This is a genomic window from Nocardia sp. NPDC058058 (assembly GCF_042885355.1).
In the GTDB taxonomy this organism is placed as follows: domain Bacteria; phylum Actinomycetota; class Actinomycetes; order Mycobacteriales; family Mycobacteriaceae; genus Nocardia.
This window is the reverse complement of sequence record NZ_JBHVSA010000005.1, coordinates 93,491-111,875: the sequence shown is the minus strand read 5'-3', so window position 1 is coordinate 111,875 and position 18,385 is coordinate 93,491. Positions and strand designations below refer to the sequence as shown.

13 protein-coding genes are annotated in these 18,385 nt (G+C 65.4%); 4 read left to right on the top strand and 9 right to left on the bottom strand.

Annotation, left to right across the window (positions count from 1 at the left end; translation table 11 throughout):
• Positions 1-46: 46 nt before the first annotated feature.
• Complete coding sequence (locus tag ACFVUS_RS38960; RefSeq protein WP_387778888.1) at positions 47-1,381, bottom strand: diguanylate cyclase domain-containing protein; 1,335 nt, start codon at positions 1,379-1,381, stop codon at positions 47-49.
• A gap of 225 nt (positions 1,382-1,606) precedes the next feature.
• Between ACFVUS_RS38960 and ACFVUS_RS38955 the strand changes: the two genes are divergently transcribed.
• A complete protein-coding gene (locus tag ACFVUS_RS38955) occupies positions 1,607-2,749 on the top strand; it encodes a beta-ketoacyl synthase N-terminal-like domain-containing protein (protein ID WP_387778885.1) in 1,143 nt (380 codons plus the stop codon).
• Positions 2,750-2,798: 49 nt separating this feature from the next.
• On the opposite strand, the gene ACFVUS_RS38950 is transcribed toward ACFVUS_RS38955, so the two are convergent.
• Positions 2,799-4,529 carry a GAF domain-containing protein gene (locus ACFVUS_RS38950; protein ID WP_387778882.1) on the bottom strand — a complete coding sequence of 577 codons (1,731 nt, stop codon included), beginning with the start codon at positions 4,527-4,529 and terminating at the stop codon, positions 2,799-2,801.
• A gap of 225 nt (positions 4,530-4,754) precedes the next feature.
• Here ACFVUS_RS38950 and ACFVUS_RS38945 point away from each other — a divergent pair, with 225 nt between their 5' ends.
• Both ACFVUS_RS38945 and uvrA read left to right on the top strand, forming a co-directional pair.
• The gene (locus ACFVUS_RS38945; protein WP_387778879.1) at positions 4,755-5,537 is read left to right on the top strand and encodes a hypothetical protein; all 783 of its coding nucleotides are present in this window, start codon (positions 4,755-4,757) and stop codon (positions 5,535-5,537) included.
• Positions 5,538-5,662: 125 nt separating this feature from the next.
• Positions 5,663-8,686, top strand: a complete 3,024-nt coding sequence (gene uvrA, locus ACFVUS_RS38940; RefSeq protein WP_387778876.1) for an excinuclease ABC subunit UvrA — start codon at positions 5,663-5,665, stop codon at positions 8,684-8,686.
• A gap of 142 nt (positions 8,687-8,828) precedes the next feature.
• Here uvrA and ACFVUS_RS38935 read toward each other — a convergent pair whose 3' ends face one another.
• The 6 genes from ACFVUS_RS38935 to ACFVUS_RS38910 form a co-directional block, all read right to left on the bottom strand.
• Positions 8,829-9,620: an SDR family NAD(P)-dependent oxidoreductase gene (locus ACFVUS_RS38935; RefSeq protein ID WP_387778873.1), complete on the bottom strand. Its 792-nt coding sequence runs from the start codon at positions 9,618-9,620 to the stop codon at positions 8,829-8,831.
• Positions 9,621-9,704: 84 nt separating this feature from the next.
• On the bottom strand, positions 9,705-10,574 hold the full coding sequence (locus ACFVUS_RS38930; RefSeq protein WP_387778870.1) for a helix-turn-helix transcriptional regulator: 870 nt from the start codon (positions 10,572-10,574) through the stop codon (positions 9,705-9,707).
• 45 nt (positions 10,575-10,619) lie between these two features.
• Positions 10,620-12,590, bottom strand: coding sequence for an ATP-binding cassette domain-containing protein (locus ACFVUS_RS38925; RefSeq protein ID WP_387778867.1), 1,971 nt, complete (start codon positions 12,588-12,590; stop codon positions 10,620-10,622).
• A gap of 36 nt (positions 12,591-12,626) precedes the next feature.
• Positions 12,627-13,787, bottom strand: a complete 1,161-nt coding sequence (locus ACFVUS_RS38920; protein WP_387779895.1) for a type III polyketide synthase — start codon at positions 13,785-13,787, stop codon at positions 12,627-12,629.
• 99 nt (positions 13,788-13,886) lie between these two features.
• Positions 13,887-15,350, bottom strand: a complete 1,464-nt coding sequence (locus tag ACFVUS_RS38915) for a fatty acid desaturase (RefSeq protein ID WP_387778864.1) — start codon at positions 15,348-15,350, stop codon at positions 13,887-13,889.
• Positions 15,351-15,618: 268 nt separating this feature from the next.
• Positions 15,619-16,443, bottom strand: a complete 825-nt coding sequence (locus tag ACFVUS_RS38910) for an LppX_LprAFG lipoprotein (RefSeq protein WP_375968234.1) — start codon at positions 16,441-16,443, stop codon at positions 15,619-15,621.
• Between the two features lie 392 nt (positions 16,444-16,835).
• Between ACFVUS_RS38910 and ACFVUS_RS38905 the strand changes: the two genes are divergently transcribed.
• Positions 16,836-17,690 (top strand): SGNH/GDSL hydrolase family protein, encoded by an 855-nt coding sequence (locus tag ACFVUS_RS38905; RefSeq protein WP_387778861.1) that lies wholly within the window; start codon positions 16,836-16,838, stop codon positions 17,688-17,690.
• 7 nt (positions 17,691-17,697) lie between these two features.
• Here the strand turns inward: ACFVUS_RS38905 and ACFVUS_RS38900 are convergent, their stop codons facing one another.
• Positions 17,698-18,066 carry a DUF1844 domain-containing protein gene (locus tag ACFVUS_RS38900; protein WP_387778858.1) on the bottom strand — a complete coding sequence of 123 codons (369 nt, stop codon included), beginning with the start codon at positions 18,064-18,066 and terminating at the stop codon, positions 17,698-17,700.
• Positions 18,067-18,385 lie beyond the last annotated feature (319 nt).

The following is an 18,385-nucleotide window of genomic DNA, read 5'->3' as shown; positions in this document are numbered from 1 at the left end:
AGGTCAACCGTGACGCGTGGCGCACGAACCGCGACCGCGCATCGGTTCAGGAGGCATGCGTGGAATCACTGCGCCGACTCAGCGTGGTGTCCCGGTGCCCGGGCGGTTTGGCCCGGTACATGGCCAGATCGGCGTCGTGCAGCACCGCTTCGGGGGTGCGCCCGTCGCCGGGATGCAGCGGCGTGATGCCGATCGACGCGTTCACCTGGATGCGATGCCCGCGCGCGATGATCGGCTCGGCCATGGTCTGGCGCAATCTGGTGACCAGTGCGTCCAGATCCTCGCCGAGGGTGCGCCCGGACAGCAGCACCAGGAATTCGTCACCGCCGATGCGCCCCACGATGTCGTCCGAGCGCAGTCCGCGTTGCAGCCGCTGCGCCACGATCTGCAGCACGGTATCGCCGATGGCGTGCCCGAGTGTGTCGTTGATGGTCTTGAAACCGTCCAGATCGATGAACAGCACCGTGGACACCGGGAGCGCCTCGCTGGTGCCCAGCGCCCCCGCCAGCCGGGACAGCACCAGCGCCCGATTGGCCAGCCCGGTGAGCGGATCGTGCGTGGCCTGATACTCCAATTGCCTTCGGCTGGCCCGGAATTCGGTGATGTCGTTGAACGACGACACCGCGGGCGAATTCGGGTCCTCGGGATTGAGCAACCGGCTGCTCGCGGACAGCCAGCGTCGTTGCCCGTCGGGCCGGTCCACCCCGAATACGAAGCGCGTCACCGTTTCCCCGGTCGCCAGCGTGCGGATCACCGGATACCAGGACGGCGGCATGGGCTGGGCGTTGGCGTCGAGCAGGCACAGCGGAATGTCGTTGAGATGGGTGCCCACGAGATCGTCGGCGTCATAACCGAATATGCGGCGCGCGGCCGGATTCGCGGATTCGATGCGCCCGTCCCGGTCGATGACCACCACGCCCTCCTCCAATTGCGAGACCACGGTGGTGAAGAACTGTTCGGCGCGCGCCTGCGCGGCCTCGGCGCGTCGTTGCGGGGTGAGGTCGTGCACCACCACCTGATAGGCGAGTCGTTCGTGCCAGGCGGTGAGCACCGAGACGGTTTCGGCTTCGACGGTGCTGCCGTCGATCTTCACGAGCACCAATTCGGCGGGCTCGGAAGCGGTTCCGGCAATGGTGAGTCTGCGAATGCGTTCCAGCATGGCGGGCACATCGCGCGCCATCACGAAATTGGTGACCGGCTGTCCGACGACTTCATCGATCTCGTCGGCCCCGAGCAGCCGCACCATGGCGGGATTGGCGTAGACGATCGTGCCGCGTTCGTGGACCACAACCCCGTCCGGGCTGTGTTCCACCAGCGTGCGGTACCGCTGGGCCAGCTGTTCGGCATCGGTCGGGGAGTTTGCCCGATCGTTACCAACCACCTCAAGCACCCCCTGGTCGTCGTTGAAACGCTTCGCTGGAGCACGGCACTATGGTGTGAGCGGCGGGGTTTGCTGGAAACCGCGCCGAACGTATTGGATCAATCACAGTTCCGCACAGCATCGGCCTGTTGGTGGTGATCATTACAGGCACCGGCTCTGGGAAGGATCGATGCAATGCCTGGCACCAACCCCGCTCCGAACACTGCGATACAGCACCAAGATCATATGACCATTGCCGGAATCGGTGCCGTCACCGGGTACGGCTGGGGTCGAGAAGCCCTCTGGGAGGGTTTGCTGAGCGGTAAGCCCGCAGCCCGGTTGCATCCAGGGTACGGCCCCGGACGCGATCGGCACGGGTGGGTTGCCCGCGTGCCGGACGGCGGAGATCCGGAAATCGGTCCCAGCCGCTATGTGCGCGCGGTGCAGGAATCGGTGCGCGAGGCCGTCGCCGACGCCACCGCGCGCGGCTGGCGGCCCGGTCGCACCGTGGGTCTGCTGCACGCCATCGTGCTCGGCAACGTGTACGAGTGGCGCGATTTCTATGTCGAGGATCACGGTCATCGGCGCGCCCGGGACTATCTGCGATTACTGCCCTCGACGCCGAACGCGAACCTGATGCGGGAGTTCGGGTTCCACGGTCCCGCCATGAATGTGACGGCGGCGTGTTCCTCGGCCAATGCGGCGTTGATCACCGCGCAGCTGTGGCTGGCACAGGGCATCGCCGACGATGTGGTGGTGGTCGCCTCGGATCTGTCCGCGACCCCGGACATGGTGGAGCACTTCGAATCTCTCGGCGCGGCCGTCACCGATGTGGAACCCCTCGTCGCCTGCCGCCCCTTCCAGGAGGGCAGTCGCGGCTTCAGCTGGGGGGAGGCGTCCACGGCCTTCGTGGTCACCCGCGAGGCGGACCGGCCCTACGCCGCGGTGCTCGGCGGGGCCATGACCAATGACGGCTATCACGTGATCTCGGTGGAGCCTTCGCACGAGCACATCTTCGAATGCGTGCGGCGCGCGCTGGCCAACGCTGATGTGCGACCGGACGAGGTGGCGTACCTGAACGCGCACGGCTCGGGCACCCAGCAGTGCGATGACGCCGAAACCGCGCTGCTGGCGGACCTTTTCGACAATCGACCGCTGGTCTGCGCGACCAAACCGCTGACCGGGCACTGTCAGGCCGCCTCGGCGGGCGTCGAAGTCGCCGGGGTGGCAATGGGATACGACCGCGGCGTGCTGGTGTCGTCGCCGATCGTCGCGCCCGCGCACGCCCGCCTGGTGGACGGGGTGGTCTCCGGCGGGGACGGCATCACCGTGAAAACCGCGCTCGGTATGGGCGGCAACAACTCCGCGCTGGTGCTCGGGCCGGTCTGAACCGCAATCGGCCGGGGCGGGTCGACCCCGCCTCGGCCGCCGGACGCGTTCAGTGCAGCGGGACCGACCAATTCAGTTTCGTACCGGTCTGCTCACCCGCGCTGTCGCGTTGCGGATAGACCGCGAGCCGCCCGCCGGATTGTTCGGCGCGATGCGCGAGATTGGTCAGGCCGCTGGGCGTGATGCCGTCCGGAATACCGCAGCCGTTATCGGCGACCACGATGGTGAGATCGTCCGCCACCCCGATATCGATGGTGATGGTGTCGGCCCCCGAATGCCGCACCGCATTGCTGACCGCCTCGCGCACAACGGCTTCGGCATGATCGGCGAGCGCGGGTTCGACCACCGACAGCGGCCCGGTCACATGCATGAGCGCGCGAATACCGGTGGCCGCGGTCTGCTGTTTGATCGCGCGCTCGAGGCGCTGGCGCAGCCGGGTGCTGTGCCCGTTGCCGCCGTGCAGATCGAAGATCGAGGTGCGGATCTCCTCCACCACATCCTGCAGATCGTTGATGGTGTCGGTAAGCCGTTGCGCCACTTCGGGAACGCGGGCGCGCGGCACCGTGCCCTGTAGTGAGAGCCCGATGGCGAACAGGCGCTGGATGACGTGATCGTGCAGATCCCGGGCGATGCGATCGCGATCGGTGAGGATGTCGAGTTCCCGCATACGCCGCTGCGCCACCGCCAATTGCATTGCCAGCGCGGCCTGATCGGTGAACGCCGCGATCAGCTCCACCAATTCGTCGGAGTACGGGCTGGATTCGGCGGCGCGCAGCGTGATCAGCACGCCCAGTGTGGAATCGGGGGTGTGCAGCGGCAGCACCAGCGCCGGTCCGATATCGGGGATGGTCTTGCCCAGGTCGACGGTGCGGGCGTCATCGAAGCGCAGCGGGGTGCGGGTGGTCAGCGCGTGCCCGACCGCGGTGCCGATGGTGCGCACGGTATCGCGGTCCGGTCCGCCGCCCGGTCCGGACCACTGCGCGATCACCAGTTCGGTGACATCCTCGGGCGGCGTCTCCGGATCGGCGACCACCGCGAGGAACGCCCGCTGGGAGGCGGTCAGCTCGCGGGCGTGTTCCACCACGTGCGCGAGCACTTTGGTGGGATCGGTATCGGCCAGGAATTCGGTGGCGATATCGCGGGTCGCCTCGATCCAGGCCTGCCGGGTGCGCGCGGATTCGTACAGCCGGGCATTGTCGACGGCGATACCGGCGGCCGCCGCCAGCGCCTGCATCAGCACCTCGTCGTCCTCGGTGAACGGATGCCCGCCGGATTTCTCGGCCAGGTACAGATTGCCGAACATCTCGCCGCGAATGCGTACCGGCACACCGAGGAAGGTGCGCATGGGCGGATGGTGTTCGGGAAATCCGACGAAGGCCGGATGCCGCGTAAGGTCCTCCAGCCGAACGGGTTTGGATTGTTCGGCGACCAGTCCGAGCACCCCGTTGCCCTCGGGCAGCGCGCCGATGAGCACCCGCGTCGGTTCCTCGATGCCGTGATAGATGAACTGGGTGAGCTGCGAGTCGTGCCCGCGCACCCCTAGCGCCCCGTAGCGCGCGTCGACCAGGCTGGTGGCCGCGCGCACGATGGTGCGCAGGGTTTGATCGAGGTCGAGCCCGGAGGTGACCGCGAGCATGGCCTCGACCAGCCCGTCGATGCGATCGCGGGCGTCGATGATCTGCTCCACCCGGTCCTTGACCTCGGTGAGCAATTCCCGTAACCGCAGTTGGGACAGTGTGTCGCGTACGGAGTAGGGACCGGTGCGCTGCGTCTCGTGCATGCTCGTCCTGCCTTGTCCGGCAACCGATTCGATCCCATGCAACCATCCGCCAACTTTTTAGCGGAAGAATTTCCAAAAAATAGCCCGGATTGGGACCTTCGCCCCTGTCGGCCACGTACGCGAGCGTGTTGTCATAGGAGCGGGTTGCCGGGTCGGAATCGGGAAAGTGGGTCGGCTATGGGCGGATTCGATGTGTGGTCCAGTGGAAGTGATGAGGATTTCGTGGTGACCACGCGCGGGCCCGTACCGGCCGCCGAAGTGACCCGCGTGGTGCGCGGACTGGGCAGAATCCTGCGGCGCCACGGGGTGGAAGGGCCGGTGCGGGCACGCCTGCACTGGCCCGACTCCGATGATGAGCACACGTTGACCCAAATATCGATCCGGACGCTGGGGAAGGCGTTCCGGGTACAGGTCGCCGGGCCGGGACGCTTCGCGACCACCTTCGCTTTGGAGCGCCTGGACCTGCGGCTGGGCTGCCCACCGGAGGAAGCGTCCCGGCCCTGGCCCGATCCGGCGCGGCCCGCGCTGGCCCTGGTTACCGATCCGCGGCCGATCGTGCGGCGCAAGGATTGCCGACTACAGGTGGCCACGGCCGGCGCGGCCGCCCGGACCCTGGACGCGATGGATTTCGACGCGCACCTCTATATCGACGCCGAAACCGGCGCGGACGCGGTGGTGTGCTGGAACGGCGCCGAAGGTGTGCGGCCGGTGCGCCGCCATCGCGACAGCGTGCCCGCACTGCACGAGGACGAGGCCGCCGCACGACTATGCCTGGGCGGATCGCCCTACCTGTTCTACACCGATCCCGACACCCATCGGGGTCGGCTGCTGTATCGCCGATTCGACGGTGACCTGGCCCTTGTCACCGCGGCGGGCTCGGAGGAACGCCCGCGCGATCGCGGTTTGCAGCCCCGGGCCATCGCGGTGCCGTGTGTGCGCCGGAACATTCCGGAACAATCCGGGTCCGAACGGGCGTTGTGGTTCACGGACCGACTCGTCCCGGAGTGACTTCGCACCTGATTTCCGTCATCTGACCAGCGTTTCCGTGTGCGTAACCGAACTTGTCGGTGGGCACGCCTAGCATGGCGTCGGGGGTATGTCTTGATGCCGAAACGTTGGAAGGATGGCAGCCGGTGGCGGATCGCCTGACGGTGCGTGGTGCACGGGAGCACAACCTCAAGGGGGTCGACCTCGACCTACCCCGGGACAGCCTCATCGTGTTCACGGGTTTGTCCGGATCGGGTAAGTCGTCGCTCGCGTTCGACACGATCTTCGCCGAGGGTCAGCGCCGCTATGTGGAATCGCTGTCGGCGTACGCCCGGCAATTCCTCGGGCAGATGGATAAGCCCGATGTGGATTTCATCGAGGGTCTCTCGCCCGCGGTGTCCATCGATCAGAAGTCGACCAACCGCAATCCGCGGTCCACGGTCGGCACCATTACCGAGGTCTACGACTATCTGCGCCTGCTGTTCGCGCGTGCGGGCACCCCGCACTGCCCGACCTGCGGTCATCTGATCGAGAAGCAGTCGCCGCAGCAGATCGTGGATCAGGTGCTCGCCATGGAAGAGGGCATCAAGTTCCAGGTGCTCGCGCCCGTGGTGCGCACTCGCAAGGGCGAATTCGTTGATCTCTTCGAATCGCTGAACGGGCAGGGTTATTCGCGTGTGCGGGTCGACGGCGTGGTGTATCCGCTGACCGATCCGCCCAAGCTGAAGAAGCAGGAGAAGCACGATGTCGAGGTGGTCATCGACCGTCTCGCCGTGAAGCCCACCTCCAAACAGCGCCTGACCGATTCGATCGAGACGGCGCTGCGGCTGGCCGACGGCGTCGTGGTGCTCGACTTCGTGGATCGCGATGAGCACGCGCACGATCGCGAGCGCCGGTTCTCCGAGCGGCTGGCCTGCCCGAACGGGCATCCGCTCGATATCGAGGATCTCGAGCCGCGCTCGTTCTCGTTCAACTCGCCCTACGGTGCCTGCCCCGATTGCACCGGTCTGGGTATTCGCAAGGAGGTCGATCCGGATCTCGTTGTGCCCGATGCGGAATTGAGCCTGGGCGAGGGCGCGATCGCGCCGTGGTCGCGCGGGCAGACCGCCGAATACTTCACCCGTCTGCTGTCCGGTCTGGCCGAGGCGATGGGGTTCTCCATGGACACCGCCTGGCAGGATCTGCCCGCCAAGGCGCGAAAGGCCGTGCTGGAGGGCAGTTCCGAACAGGTACACGTCTCCTATACCAACCGGTATGGCCGAAAGCGTTCGTACTACGCCGATTTCGAAGGTGTGATGCCGTTCCTGCAGCGGCGTATGGACAACACCGAATCCGAATCGGCCAAGGAGTACTACGACGGGTACATGCGCGATATCCCGTGCCCGGTCTGCAATGGCGCGCGCCTGCGGCCGGAGATCCTGGCCGTCACATTGCGCGCGGGGGAGCAGGATCGCTCCATCGCCGATATCTCGGATCTGTCCATCGGCGATGCCGCGGACTTCCTGAACTCGCTGACCCTGGATGACCGGCAGGCCGCGATCGCCGCGCAGGTGATCAAGGAGATTCAGGCGCGCCTGGGCTTCCTGCTCGATGTCGGCCTGCAATATCTGTCGCTCTCGCGTGCCGCCGCAACGCTTTCCGGTGGTGAGGCGCAGCGTATTCGGCTCGCCACCCAGATCGGTTCCGGGCTGGTCGGCGTGCTGTACGTCCTGGACGAGCCGTCCATCGGTCTGCATCAGCGCGATAATCGCCGGTTGATCGAAACCCTCACCAGGCTCAAGACTCTCGGCAATACGCTGATCGTGGTCGAACACGATGAGGACACCATTCACGCCTCGGACTGGGTGGTCGATATCGGTCCGCTCGCCGGTGAACACGGTGGTGAGGTCGTGTACTCGGGTCCGTATCCGGGTCTGCTGACCGATCCGAAATCCCTCACCGGCGCATACCTTTCCGGGCGCGAGAGCATCGAGGTGCCGTTGATTCGGCGGCCGATGGACAAGAAGAAGCAGCTCACCGTCGTGGGCGCGGTGGAACACAATCTGCGCAATATCGATGTGAATTTCCCGCTGGGTATTCTCACCTCGATCACGGGTGTATCCGGTTCGGGTAAGTCGACGCTGGTCAATGACATTCTCGCGACCGTGCTCGCCAATAAACTCAATGGCGCGCGCCAGGTTCCGGGTCGGCATACCCGCGTGAACGGTCTCGATCACCTGGACAAGCTGGTCCAGGTGGATCAGTCTCCGATCGGTCGCACCCCGCGCTCGAACGCCGCCACCTACACCGGCGTGTTCGACAAGATCCGCACCCTGTTCGCCGCCACCACCGAGGCGAAGGTGCGCGGCTATCAGCCCGGCCGGTTCTCCTTCAATGTGAAGGGCGGTCGCTGCGAAGCCTGTTCGGGCGACGGCACTTTGAAGATCGAGATGAACTTCCTGCCGGATGTGTACGTCCCGTGCGAGGTCTGCCACGGCGCGCGCTACAACCGCGAAACCCTCGAGGTGCACTACAAGGGCAAGACCATCGCCGAGGTCCTGGATATGCCGATCGAGGAGGCCGCCGAATTCTTCGAACCGGTCACCTCCATCCACCGCTATCTGGCGACCCTGGTCGACGTCGGCCTCGGCTACGTCCGCCTCGGCCAGCCCGCGCCGACCCTGTCCGGTGGTGAGGCGCAACGCGTCAAACTGGCCGCCGAACTCCAGAAGCGCTCCACCGGCCGCACCATCTACATCCTCGACGAACCCACCACCGGCCTGCACTTCGAGGACATCCGCAAGTTGCTCAAGGTCATCAACGGCCTTGTCGACAAGGGCAATTCGGTGATCGTCATCGAACACAACCTGGATGTCATCAAAACCTCCGACTGGGTCATCGATATGGGCCCCGAAGGCGGCTCCGGCGGCGGCCAGGTCATCGCCGAAGGCACCCCGGAAGACATTGCCGCCGTAGCCGACAGCTACACCGGCCAATTCCTGAAGGGCGTCCTGGAAGCCCAGCCCGCCCCCAAGGCCGCAACCGCCCCGGCGAAGAAGGCTCCAGCCAAGAAGGCGGCCGCCAAGACCAGCAGCACGGCCAAGAAGACCACGACCGCGGAAAAGAAGCCCGCCGACGCTGCAGCGAAAAAGGCCGCAGCAGCCCGCCGCAAGGCCGCCGCCCTGCGCTGACGCCAGCCGCCTCCGTCATCCCGGCGCGCTTCTTGGCCGGGATCCACACCACGGTTGCATCAGCCGCCGATGTGGATCCCGGCCAAAAGCATGCCGGGATGACGGGGGAAAGATCCTTCATGCCGTGCCACCGGGCAGGCTCTCAGAGCATGCCGCCGGGGATGGCGGCGACCAGGCCGCCGTCGATGATCAGGTCCTGGCCGTTGATGTACGACGCCTCGTGCGAGGCGAGGAAGGCGACGGCCGAGGCCACATCCTCGGCGGTACCGAGTCGGGCTGCCGCTACGGCTGAGATGACTTCGGCGTGGGCGTCCACCGACACGGCCTCGTGGAACATCGGGGTTTCGATATAGCCGGGGCTGACCGAGTTGACGCGAATGCGGCGCGGGGCGAGATCGGCGGCGAGGGTGTGGCCGAGATTGTGCACGGCGGCCTTGGTCGCGGAGTAGACGGTCGCGCCCTGGAGTCCGCGATGCAGGGTCCAGGAGGCGTTGATCACGATCGCCGATCCGTCCACCAGCAGTGGAAGTGCCTGCTGGATGGTGAAATACACGCCCTTGAAGTTGACCCCGATCACCCGATCGAATTCCGCCTCGGTGACCTCGCCGACCGGGCCGAACGAGCCGATGCCCGCATTGGCGAACAGCACGTCCAGCCGCCCGAACCGCTGCCGAATGGTGTCGATCAGCGTATTCAAATCCACCCGATCACCCACGTCGCCCGGCACCGCCAGAATCCGTTCCCCCGCAACGCCTTCCGGCAGTCCCCGTTCGAGCTCGGCGACAGCGTCCGCGAGCCGCTTCTTACTCCGCCCGGTAATGATCACGTTCGCGCCCTCGGCCAGTAGCCGCTGCGCGGTCGCCAATCCCATACCGCTGGTTCCGCCGGTGATGAGTGCGATCTTGTCCTGAAATCGAGAAGTGCTGTGCGTCATGACATTCAGCCTGCCGAGCACGGCCGCGAGCAAACAGTGCGCAGTCAACCTGGGTCCATCACCACCAGGCTCATCACCGCCCCGTCATCCCGGCGTGCTTGTGGCCGGGATCCACACCGCCTCGGCGAGTAGTCCGTCCACCCGCTCCAGCGTCCCCGTCCCGGCCTTCGGGTTGTACAGCTCCAGGTACCACCCCGGGTGGTCGATGACGGCGAGGGTGGTCGTGTCGAAATACAGTTCGCCCGCGCTCGGATGGGTGATGGCTTTGACCTCCTGGGTGGGTGCGGCCACGTCATGCTGCGCCCACAATTCGGCGAATTCGGGGCTGAGCGCGGTCAATTCGGTGATCACCCGGCGCAGTTCCGGATCGTCGGGCAGGTGGGCGGTTTCGGCGCGGAAGGCGGCAACGATGGTCGGCGCGACTCGCTCCCAGTGTGCGTGGATGCCGCGGTAGCGGCCGTTGGTGAAGAAGGTGATCAGGCAGTTCTGATCGCTGTCGTCGTAGCCGAAGACCGCGCGGGTGGCGTCGTTGATGGCCAGGATGTTCCAGTACCGGTCGCGCAGAATCGCGGGCCGGGGTGTCCAGGCGTCGATCAGCTGCTGGAGTTCGGGACTCACTCTCGAATCCGGAACACGCTGTGCGGGTGGCGGATTCAGTCCCGCGAGCACGAACAGGTGGGCTCGTTCGGGCTGGCTCAACTGGAGCGCCCGCCCCACCGCCTCGAGTACCTCGGCGGAAGCGTTGATATCGCGTCCCTGTTCGAGCCAGGTGTACCAGGAAACGCCGACGCCGGCGAGCAGTGCGACTTCCTCCCGGCGCAGGCCGGGGGTGCGTCGCGTGCCCGCCGGCGGGAGGCCGACGTCGCCGGGCGTCAATCGCGCCCGGCGGGTGCGCAGGAAATCGCGGAGTTGTTCCCGTCGCCGCTGCTTCGTAGCCGATGATTCGCTGACCATGGTTCGGGCAACAACGACGGGTCCGGTCTTACTCCGCGCCCACCGCTATTCGGCGCCGGGTGCGAGTCCGGCGGTGGCCTCGGCCTCGGTGAGCTTGCCGAAGTCGAGTTTGACCAGTTGATCGGCGAGGTGGAAGTAGCGGTCGTCGTGGGTGATGACGATGACCGTCTTACCGCGCGCCTTCAACTCGGCCAGGATCTCGGTGTAGAACACATCGCGGAACTTGGGTTCCTGATCGGCGGCCCATTCGTCGAACAGGTAGATCGCGCGATCCTCCAGCAGTGCGGTCAACAGCGCCAGCCGCTTTCGCTGTCCCTGGGACAGGTCGATGGTGGAGAGCTTGCCGTCCTGCACGGTCACCTTGTGCGCGATCTGCAATTCCTCGAGGTAGTGCCGTACTTCGTCATCGATGCCGGGGCGATCGAAGCCGAGGTAGTCGTCGAAGAGATGGAAATCGGTGAAGATGGCCGAGGCGTTCTGCCGGAACCACTCGATATTCTCGTGGTCGATGCGTTCGCCATTGAGGCTGACCGTGCCCGAGCGCGGTACGTACAGTCCGGTGATCAGTTTGGCGAGCGTGGATTTGCCGCTGCCGTTACCGCCGACGATGAAGGTGATCTGACCGGGTTCGAAGGTGAGATCGATTGGGCCCAACCGGAATCCGTCGCCCTCACCCGCCTCCGGGAGCGCCATCATCGGCACCGGCCGGGTATCGCGCTTACCGTGGTCGACCCAGCGATGGCCGTTCACGTCCGGTCCGGTGGGATGCGCGCCGCGGCGCGGCGGCGGCGGCCCGCCGGGACGATGCGCCCCCGCGCCCCCGGGGTGACCACCCGGATGCGGTGGATGTCCGCCGGGCGGACCGCCCGGACGTCCGCCGGGTGCCCCACCCGGAAGAGTCGGCGCGCCTTCGGTATTCGCCGCCTCCGGCCGTCCGCCCGGATGCGGCCCGGTGCCCGGCGGCGGTCCGCCCGGCCCCTCGTCCATGGGCGAACGCGCCTCGTACCGGTAGTTGTAGCTGACATTGGTCAGCTCCAGCCGCGCTTCGGTCGCCGCGGGCCGATCGGTGTAGGGCAGCAGCGATTCATTGTGCGCGGTCTCCATCGACAGGTTCATGCCGCGAATCTTGGCCAGCGCCACATCACCCCGCAGCAGATCCGGAATCCGATGCATGAAGTTCTGCATGGGCATCGCCAGGAAGGTGGTGACCAGCACGTAGCCGACCATGACATCCTGGTGCACACCAAGGGATTTGGCGACCACGAACAGGATCAGCGCCATGGTGGCGAGCTGCAATGCCTGTCCGAGCCCCTGTCCGATGGAGAACCGCGATCCGGCCTCCACGTTCTGATCCCGCAGTGCCCGAGCCGATCCCAGCAGATGCCGGTCCATGAAGTCCCTGCGCCGCCCGCGATGCAGCTTGAGTTCCTTGATGCCCAGCGTCACCGCCTGGAAGGAGCGCAGCAGCGCGTCATCGTTCTCGCGCGCCTCGCGGTACAGCACCCGCACCCGCTTGAGAAACAGTTCGACGGAAGAGATTCCGATAATGGTGCCGACCAGCGTGATGGCGAAGATCGGCCCGGACAGCACCACCAGGAAGATGAAGCAGCCGATGATGGTCGCCACATCGACGGCGATGCTCGGAATCGCGGTGACCGCCTGTGACAGCGATCGAACGTCTTCGGTGAGCGTGGCCATGAGCCGGTGCATACCGAGTCGTTCCAGATGCTCCAGCGGAGCCGAGACGATGCCCGAGCTCAGCTCCGCGCGGAGCCGGTAGATGGCGTCCTGTGCCAGCCGCACCAGCAGCACCTGGGAGAGCACGCCACTCACCAGGATCACCAGACCGGTGGCCGCGAAGGCCCATACGGTCACCTGCGGATGCGGTTCGGGTGAGACGACCCCGCGGATCAGCGTCACCAGGTAGGTGTTGGCGGCGCCGCAGATCAGGCCGGCGGTGATGACGGCCGCGATCCGCATCCAGGAGATCGAGATGAGGAATCTGATGAGTTGCATGGCTTGCTCTCTGAAAGGTGCTGTGCGCGTGGACTGTCAGCGGACGATGTCGAAGAGGATGCCTTCGAGCGTCACGCCCGGCGCGAAGGAGAACGCGACGCCGGTGGAGAGGGGCTTGGGCGAATCCGCCTGCCGCGCCATCTCTTCCAGCACGAAGATCAGCGAGACGCTCAGCATATTGCCGTAGCGCGCCAGCACATCCCAGCTCACCGCGGCCTGTTCGACCGGGATGCCGAGCGAGGCGGCGGACTGTTCGATGATCTTGGGTCCACCCGGGTGGATGGCCCACAGGTCGATATCGGATTTGTCGAGTCCATTGCGCCTCAGCACTTCCGAGACCACCGGGTCGACGCCACGCAGAATGTACTGCGGCAGGCTCTCGGCGAGTTCGCAGGTGATGCCGTTGTCGTTGACGCCCAGCACGATGCCGTCCTCGGCGTCGTCGAACAGGTAGCTGAAGCTGTCCCGAATGACGATCTTGCCGGGGGCGAGCTGCTGATGCGGCTGACCCGCGCCGATCACCACCGCGCCGCAGCCGTCGCCGAACAGGCTGTGCGTGATGACGTCATTGATGTCATCGTCGAAAACCGCGTTCACCGAACTGATTTCGATGCAGATGACCATGGCCTTCTTATCCGGATGGGCCCGGACGTAGTCCACGGCGGTGCGCATACCGTTCATAGCGGCGGCGCAGCCCATGAAGTTCACCACCACGCGGCCCACGGCGGGGGACAGCCCCAGCTGCTTGACCACGGCGACATCGACTCCGGGAGCGATGAATCCGGTGCTGGTGACGAAGACCAGCAGCCCGATCTGCGCGGCCGGATCATCCAGCCCGGCGACCGCGCGCCGCGCCACATCGACCGCCAGCGGAGCCGCGTGCTCGTAGAACAGATTCATCCGCTCGCGAATGGTGGCGGGCTTGGAGCTGAACGGCAGGAACTCCTCGTCCAGCGGATCGATGGCCAGGCGGCGGGTGTCGATCCGGGTCTTCTGGTAGATCCGCGGAATGCGGGCCTGCTGCGCCGGATCGCTGAACCGTTCGGCGACCCGCTGGGCCGCCTCGCCCTGATCGATCACCGGCAGCGGGGAACCCGTTGCGATGCTTTCGATTACGCCGACGGTGGTCGGCGGGGCCGGCGGCAGTGTGGTACCGGCCCGGCCGTACCCGTGCTCGCCACCCGAAAGCCGGGCGATCGAAACGGGCGCGGTGTCCCCCTCGTTGAATGTGATAGTCACGAAATTACTCCCCTTCTTTCAGTGAAAATGTGGCGCGCGACGGTCAATGGAATCGGTTCAGACCGTGCCGATTCCGGTGAATCCCTGTGCGGTGTAGACCGCGCAGGTCTTCAGTGCCGACGGCGCGAAGTGCTCGCGGAAGAAACCCCAGTTCCGCTCTTTGGCATCATCGGAACGCGAAAGCAGGTAGATCTTGATCTGCTTCGGGAACCGATCGGTGAAGAAGCTCTTGGCGGGCAGCCATTCGACCCCGAATTTGGCTGCCTCCTCCCGCAGTACGTCCTCGGTGGCGATATTGGCGAAACCGCTGCGCTGATAAGGCAATACGTGATGCACCCGGTGCGAGCTGAGCCCGGCGGACAGGAAGCAGTCGACGTAGCGGTTGCCGATCACCTTGAGGTCATAGGCCTGTTCGATCTGGTTGACGCCCCAGTCCTCGGTATTGGTCTCGATCTCCTCGACCTCTTCCTCGAAGTCGTGGCTGGCCACCACCAGGAAGGTGCTGATCCACAGTGAGATCACGAATTGCAGTGCCCAGGCCCAGAAGTCGCCCATCACGGTGAACAGGATGAGTTCGCCGAGCAGCAGGAAGCGCACGCCGAACGAGCCGATGAAGTGTGGTAGCGCTCCGCCCCAGGTGCCGTACATATCCTTGATGCCGACCTTGCGGGTCAGGCGGCACACGTCCAGCAGGCGGATGGTCATACCGGTGACGGTGTGCCCGAACTTGTGGATGGTGTGGATCGGGATCCGGTAGAGCCGGGGGATCCGGGTCATCATGGTGAAGACGTTCTTCTTGATGTCGACTTCACTCTGGGTGTGCGGGTGGTGCAGCAGTGCGTGACCGTCCGCGGTGACGAAAGCCAGTGCGACGTAATTGAAGTCGAAGGCATTCGTATAGATCTTGTTCATGCCCTTCTGGGCGCGGTGGATGGCGTAGTGCCCGAAACCGGCCAGCGAGCTGCGCAGCAGCACCATGGCGATGACGAACACCGGCAGCGGCATCCAGCTGCGCTCGAACAGGCGCAGACCCTGGACGGCGAAGTACGAAATGGCAAGTACCGCAACGACAATGTTGAAGATGGTGTCCATCCGCTTGATGCGGGCGGCCAGCTCCGGCTCCTTGAGCCGCTTCTTGACCTGATGCAGCAGGTCGTTCTTGTTGTCGAAGGCGTACTTCGGGGTATCGCGCCAGCTGTCGAAGCCCTCGGTGAACAGGAAGTCCGGCGCGTTGGCCTTGGGATGGATATCCTCCGGCAGCGCAACACGATTGAGCGCGTAGCGCTCGATCAGCTTGCCGATGCCTTCCGGATTCTTGTGGTACGAACCGATAATCGAGGTGATATCCCGGTTTTTCGTTCGCCCGATGAAGAACTCACCGCCCGGATGCTTGGAAATCCAGTCGCTGAGGTCGTAGGCTTTACCGTTATAAACCCATACGTTCGATACCGGAGGGGGGCCATCCGGCGGAGGTTGACGGAGTTCCCGCTCCTCGATTTCTGGGCGGTCGTCGGTCGTCATCTCATTCCTCCATGTCTGATCGGCTGTCGGTTCGGCCGATCAGGTTCATCGCTGCCCCCGGAAAGCCATACGCACACACAGCGTTTGAGCGTTGTGTAGGTATCGTCTGTGCGGAGCCTTGCATTTCACTGAAAAACTTCTTAACCGGTGTTTCCGTAGCGAAGCTTGCGTGCGAACGCGTCCGGTCCGGGACCGCGGACGGCAGTCATTGCCGCCGTTCCGCTTTCCCGGACCGGGTGGTGAGACTCGGTGGCCGAGTCGGTGCCGGCTAGCTGCCCGGCTTGACGACGGTGACCGGCTTGCCCCAGTTGGACAGGGTCAGGCTGACATTGCCGCCGTCCTTGGTGACGATGGCGCGAACCAGGTTCGGGCCGGTGCCGGGCGAGGCGGCGCTGGAGGGCAGCGGGGTGGCCGAGGCGGTCGGCGGCGCGACGTCGGCGATCCACAGCGTGATGGGCAGCACGCCCGCGGCCTGGCCGATGCGCGGCACGACCGGGTCGATGACCGCGGTGTCGATGGTGCCCGAGACCTTGACGGTGTTGACGCCGTTGATGGTTTCGCGGGATTCGACCTTCGGGTTCTTCACCTCGGCGATGACGTGCGCCAGGCCCTTGTCCTTGTCCAGGATGACGCCCGGATCGTAGATCTTCTCGGCGGGACCGACCGGTGCGTACTTGGTGCCGTCACCGGCGTACAGGGTCTTGTCCACGACCAGGAACTTGGTCTCGGTCCAGTTGGCGTCGCCCTCCTTGACCTTCACCTTGGCCTCGCCGACCGCCTGGCCGCTGCCCTGCGGCTGGTTGGTGATATCGGCCTTGACGTAATCGACCGGCAGGTTCTCCAGGCCGGTGGCCTTGAGGTCCAGGTGCACGGACTGCAGCGTCTGGGTGGTGCGCGAGGATTCGGCGATGAGCTGACCGCCGTCGGGCAGCGGCCCGGTGGCGGGCGCGGCGGCCGAGGTCGTGGAGGAGCCGGAATCGGAAGAGGAGCAACCGGTTACGAGCGCGCCGAACAGGGCGGCGGCCGCGACCATGGCCGGAACAACCGCTCGTCGCCGCCGCGACCCGGAGATTTCTTGGGTAATCGAGTCAATCATGTACAACCCCCGAAGGTTCGTGACGGACAGCTGCCGCTGCCCGCGTCAGTATGCAGGACTTGATATGCGCAGCGCTCGATCGGGCGCTACATCCGGCATCCAACCAGCACTGCGTCTCGAGCGCCAAGGTTTTCCGTCCCGTAATCGGGAAACTGCCACCGCGCGAAAAGGTTTGAGAGTGTTAACAGTAAATCCGCAAATGGTGCGCAAATTTTTTCGGACCGGTTTCATGTACCGATTCTGGGAGTTACCTGGGACCCCGGGGTGTGTGCGCAACCGGAGGGTTACTGCCCCCGCGGGCATCCTTGCGGAGTGTATGCCCAGAGAGTAACCTGCGTCACAATTGAATTGAGACCGAGGCGTACCACTTTCATCCATAGGGGATCGAATTGAAGCTGACAACCCCGCGAAACCATTGGGGCACAGGGTTGCTCGCGGCCGGACTGCTGGCGCTCACCGCATCGGTATCGGCCGGACCCGCGGCGGCGGCACCGGCCGACGGCGGCGCCGAGTATGTGGCACTGGGGGATTCGGGCGCGGCGACCACCGGCGTCCAGGACTTCGATACGAGCGCACCGCTGCAATGCGCGCGCTCCACCGCGAACACCCCGAAACTGGTCGCCCTGGAACTGGGTCTGAAACTCGATGATCGCACCTGTAGTTCGGCGAAGATCCCGCATCTGACCACCTCGCAGGGCCCGGGCATCGCACCGCAGTTCGACGGCCTCGGGCCGAATACGAAACTGGTGACCGTACACATCGGCGCGAACGACGCCCAGATGACCAAGTACATCCTGACCTGTCACCTGGCCGGTCTGAAACCGTGCGCCGATCCGGCCTGGGATGCCGATATCGACGGTATCGCGAGCGCGTATTCGACCGCGCTGCATCAGATTTCAGTGCTCTCGCCGAACGCGAAGATCTACGTCGACGGCTGGCCCACCTATGTCCGCCCGGGCGGCTGCGCGGATCTGGTCGGCCTGCCACCCGAGGACGCGATCCATATCCAGGCCGCGTTCGACCGTCTCAACGGTGTCGTCTCCCGCGAGGCCGTCGCGGCCGGGGCTGTCTATATAGACACCCGCCCCGACTCGATCGGCCACGATATGTGCGCCCTCGCCGGAGTGCGCTGGTTCGAACCGCTGATCGCCACGCAAACCCTGGTCCCGTACCACCCCACACTGGAGGGGATGCGCGGCGTCGCGGACATCATCGTGCGCGCGATTCGTGCCAACCGGGGTTGACCCGGGATCAGTAGACCGGGCCGGTGTACTTCTCGCCCGGACCCGTGCCCGGGGCGTCCGGATGCGCCGACGCCTCGCGGAACGCGCGCTGCAACGACTGCAAGCCGTCGCGAATCGGGCCGGCGTGCGGTCCGAGGTACTCCACGGACGCGGTGACCAGACCGGCGAGCGCGGTGATGACCCGCCGCGCCTCGTCCAGATCCAGATGCGGGCTGGTCGCGGGATCGGCCTCGCCCAGTCCGAGCTTCTCGGCGGCCGAACTCATCAGCATGACGGCGGCGCGGCTGATAACCTCCACCGCCGGGATATCGGCCAGCTCGCGCACGACCTCACCGTCGATGAGAGCCGACTCCTGTTCGTGTAGTGCCTCGCTCATGCCCTAGATCTTGGCATCGACCGGGTTGCCGCTGGTCGAGGGGGCGGCCGATTCGGAGCTTCGGCGATGGGCTGTTAGACTCTTCTGCGACGACCGCCCCGGAGCGTTGCATGCTGTCAATCTTCATGTAACTACCCAGGGCATCAAGTGGAGCCCGACTCCCACCGTCCGCCGATCTTCGAATCAGGCTAGCGGTTCCGGTCGCCCATCCTTTTCCGGATGGGTATCTGTATGGGTTCGCCCTGTATAGGTGCGATGCGAGTTGTTCGCGTCGTCGATCGGTCGACTCGGGCCCCGTGTTGGAGAAATACCAACCCGG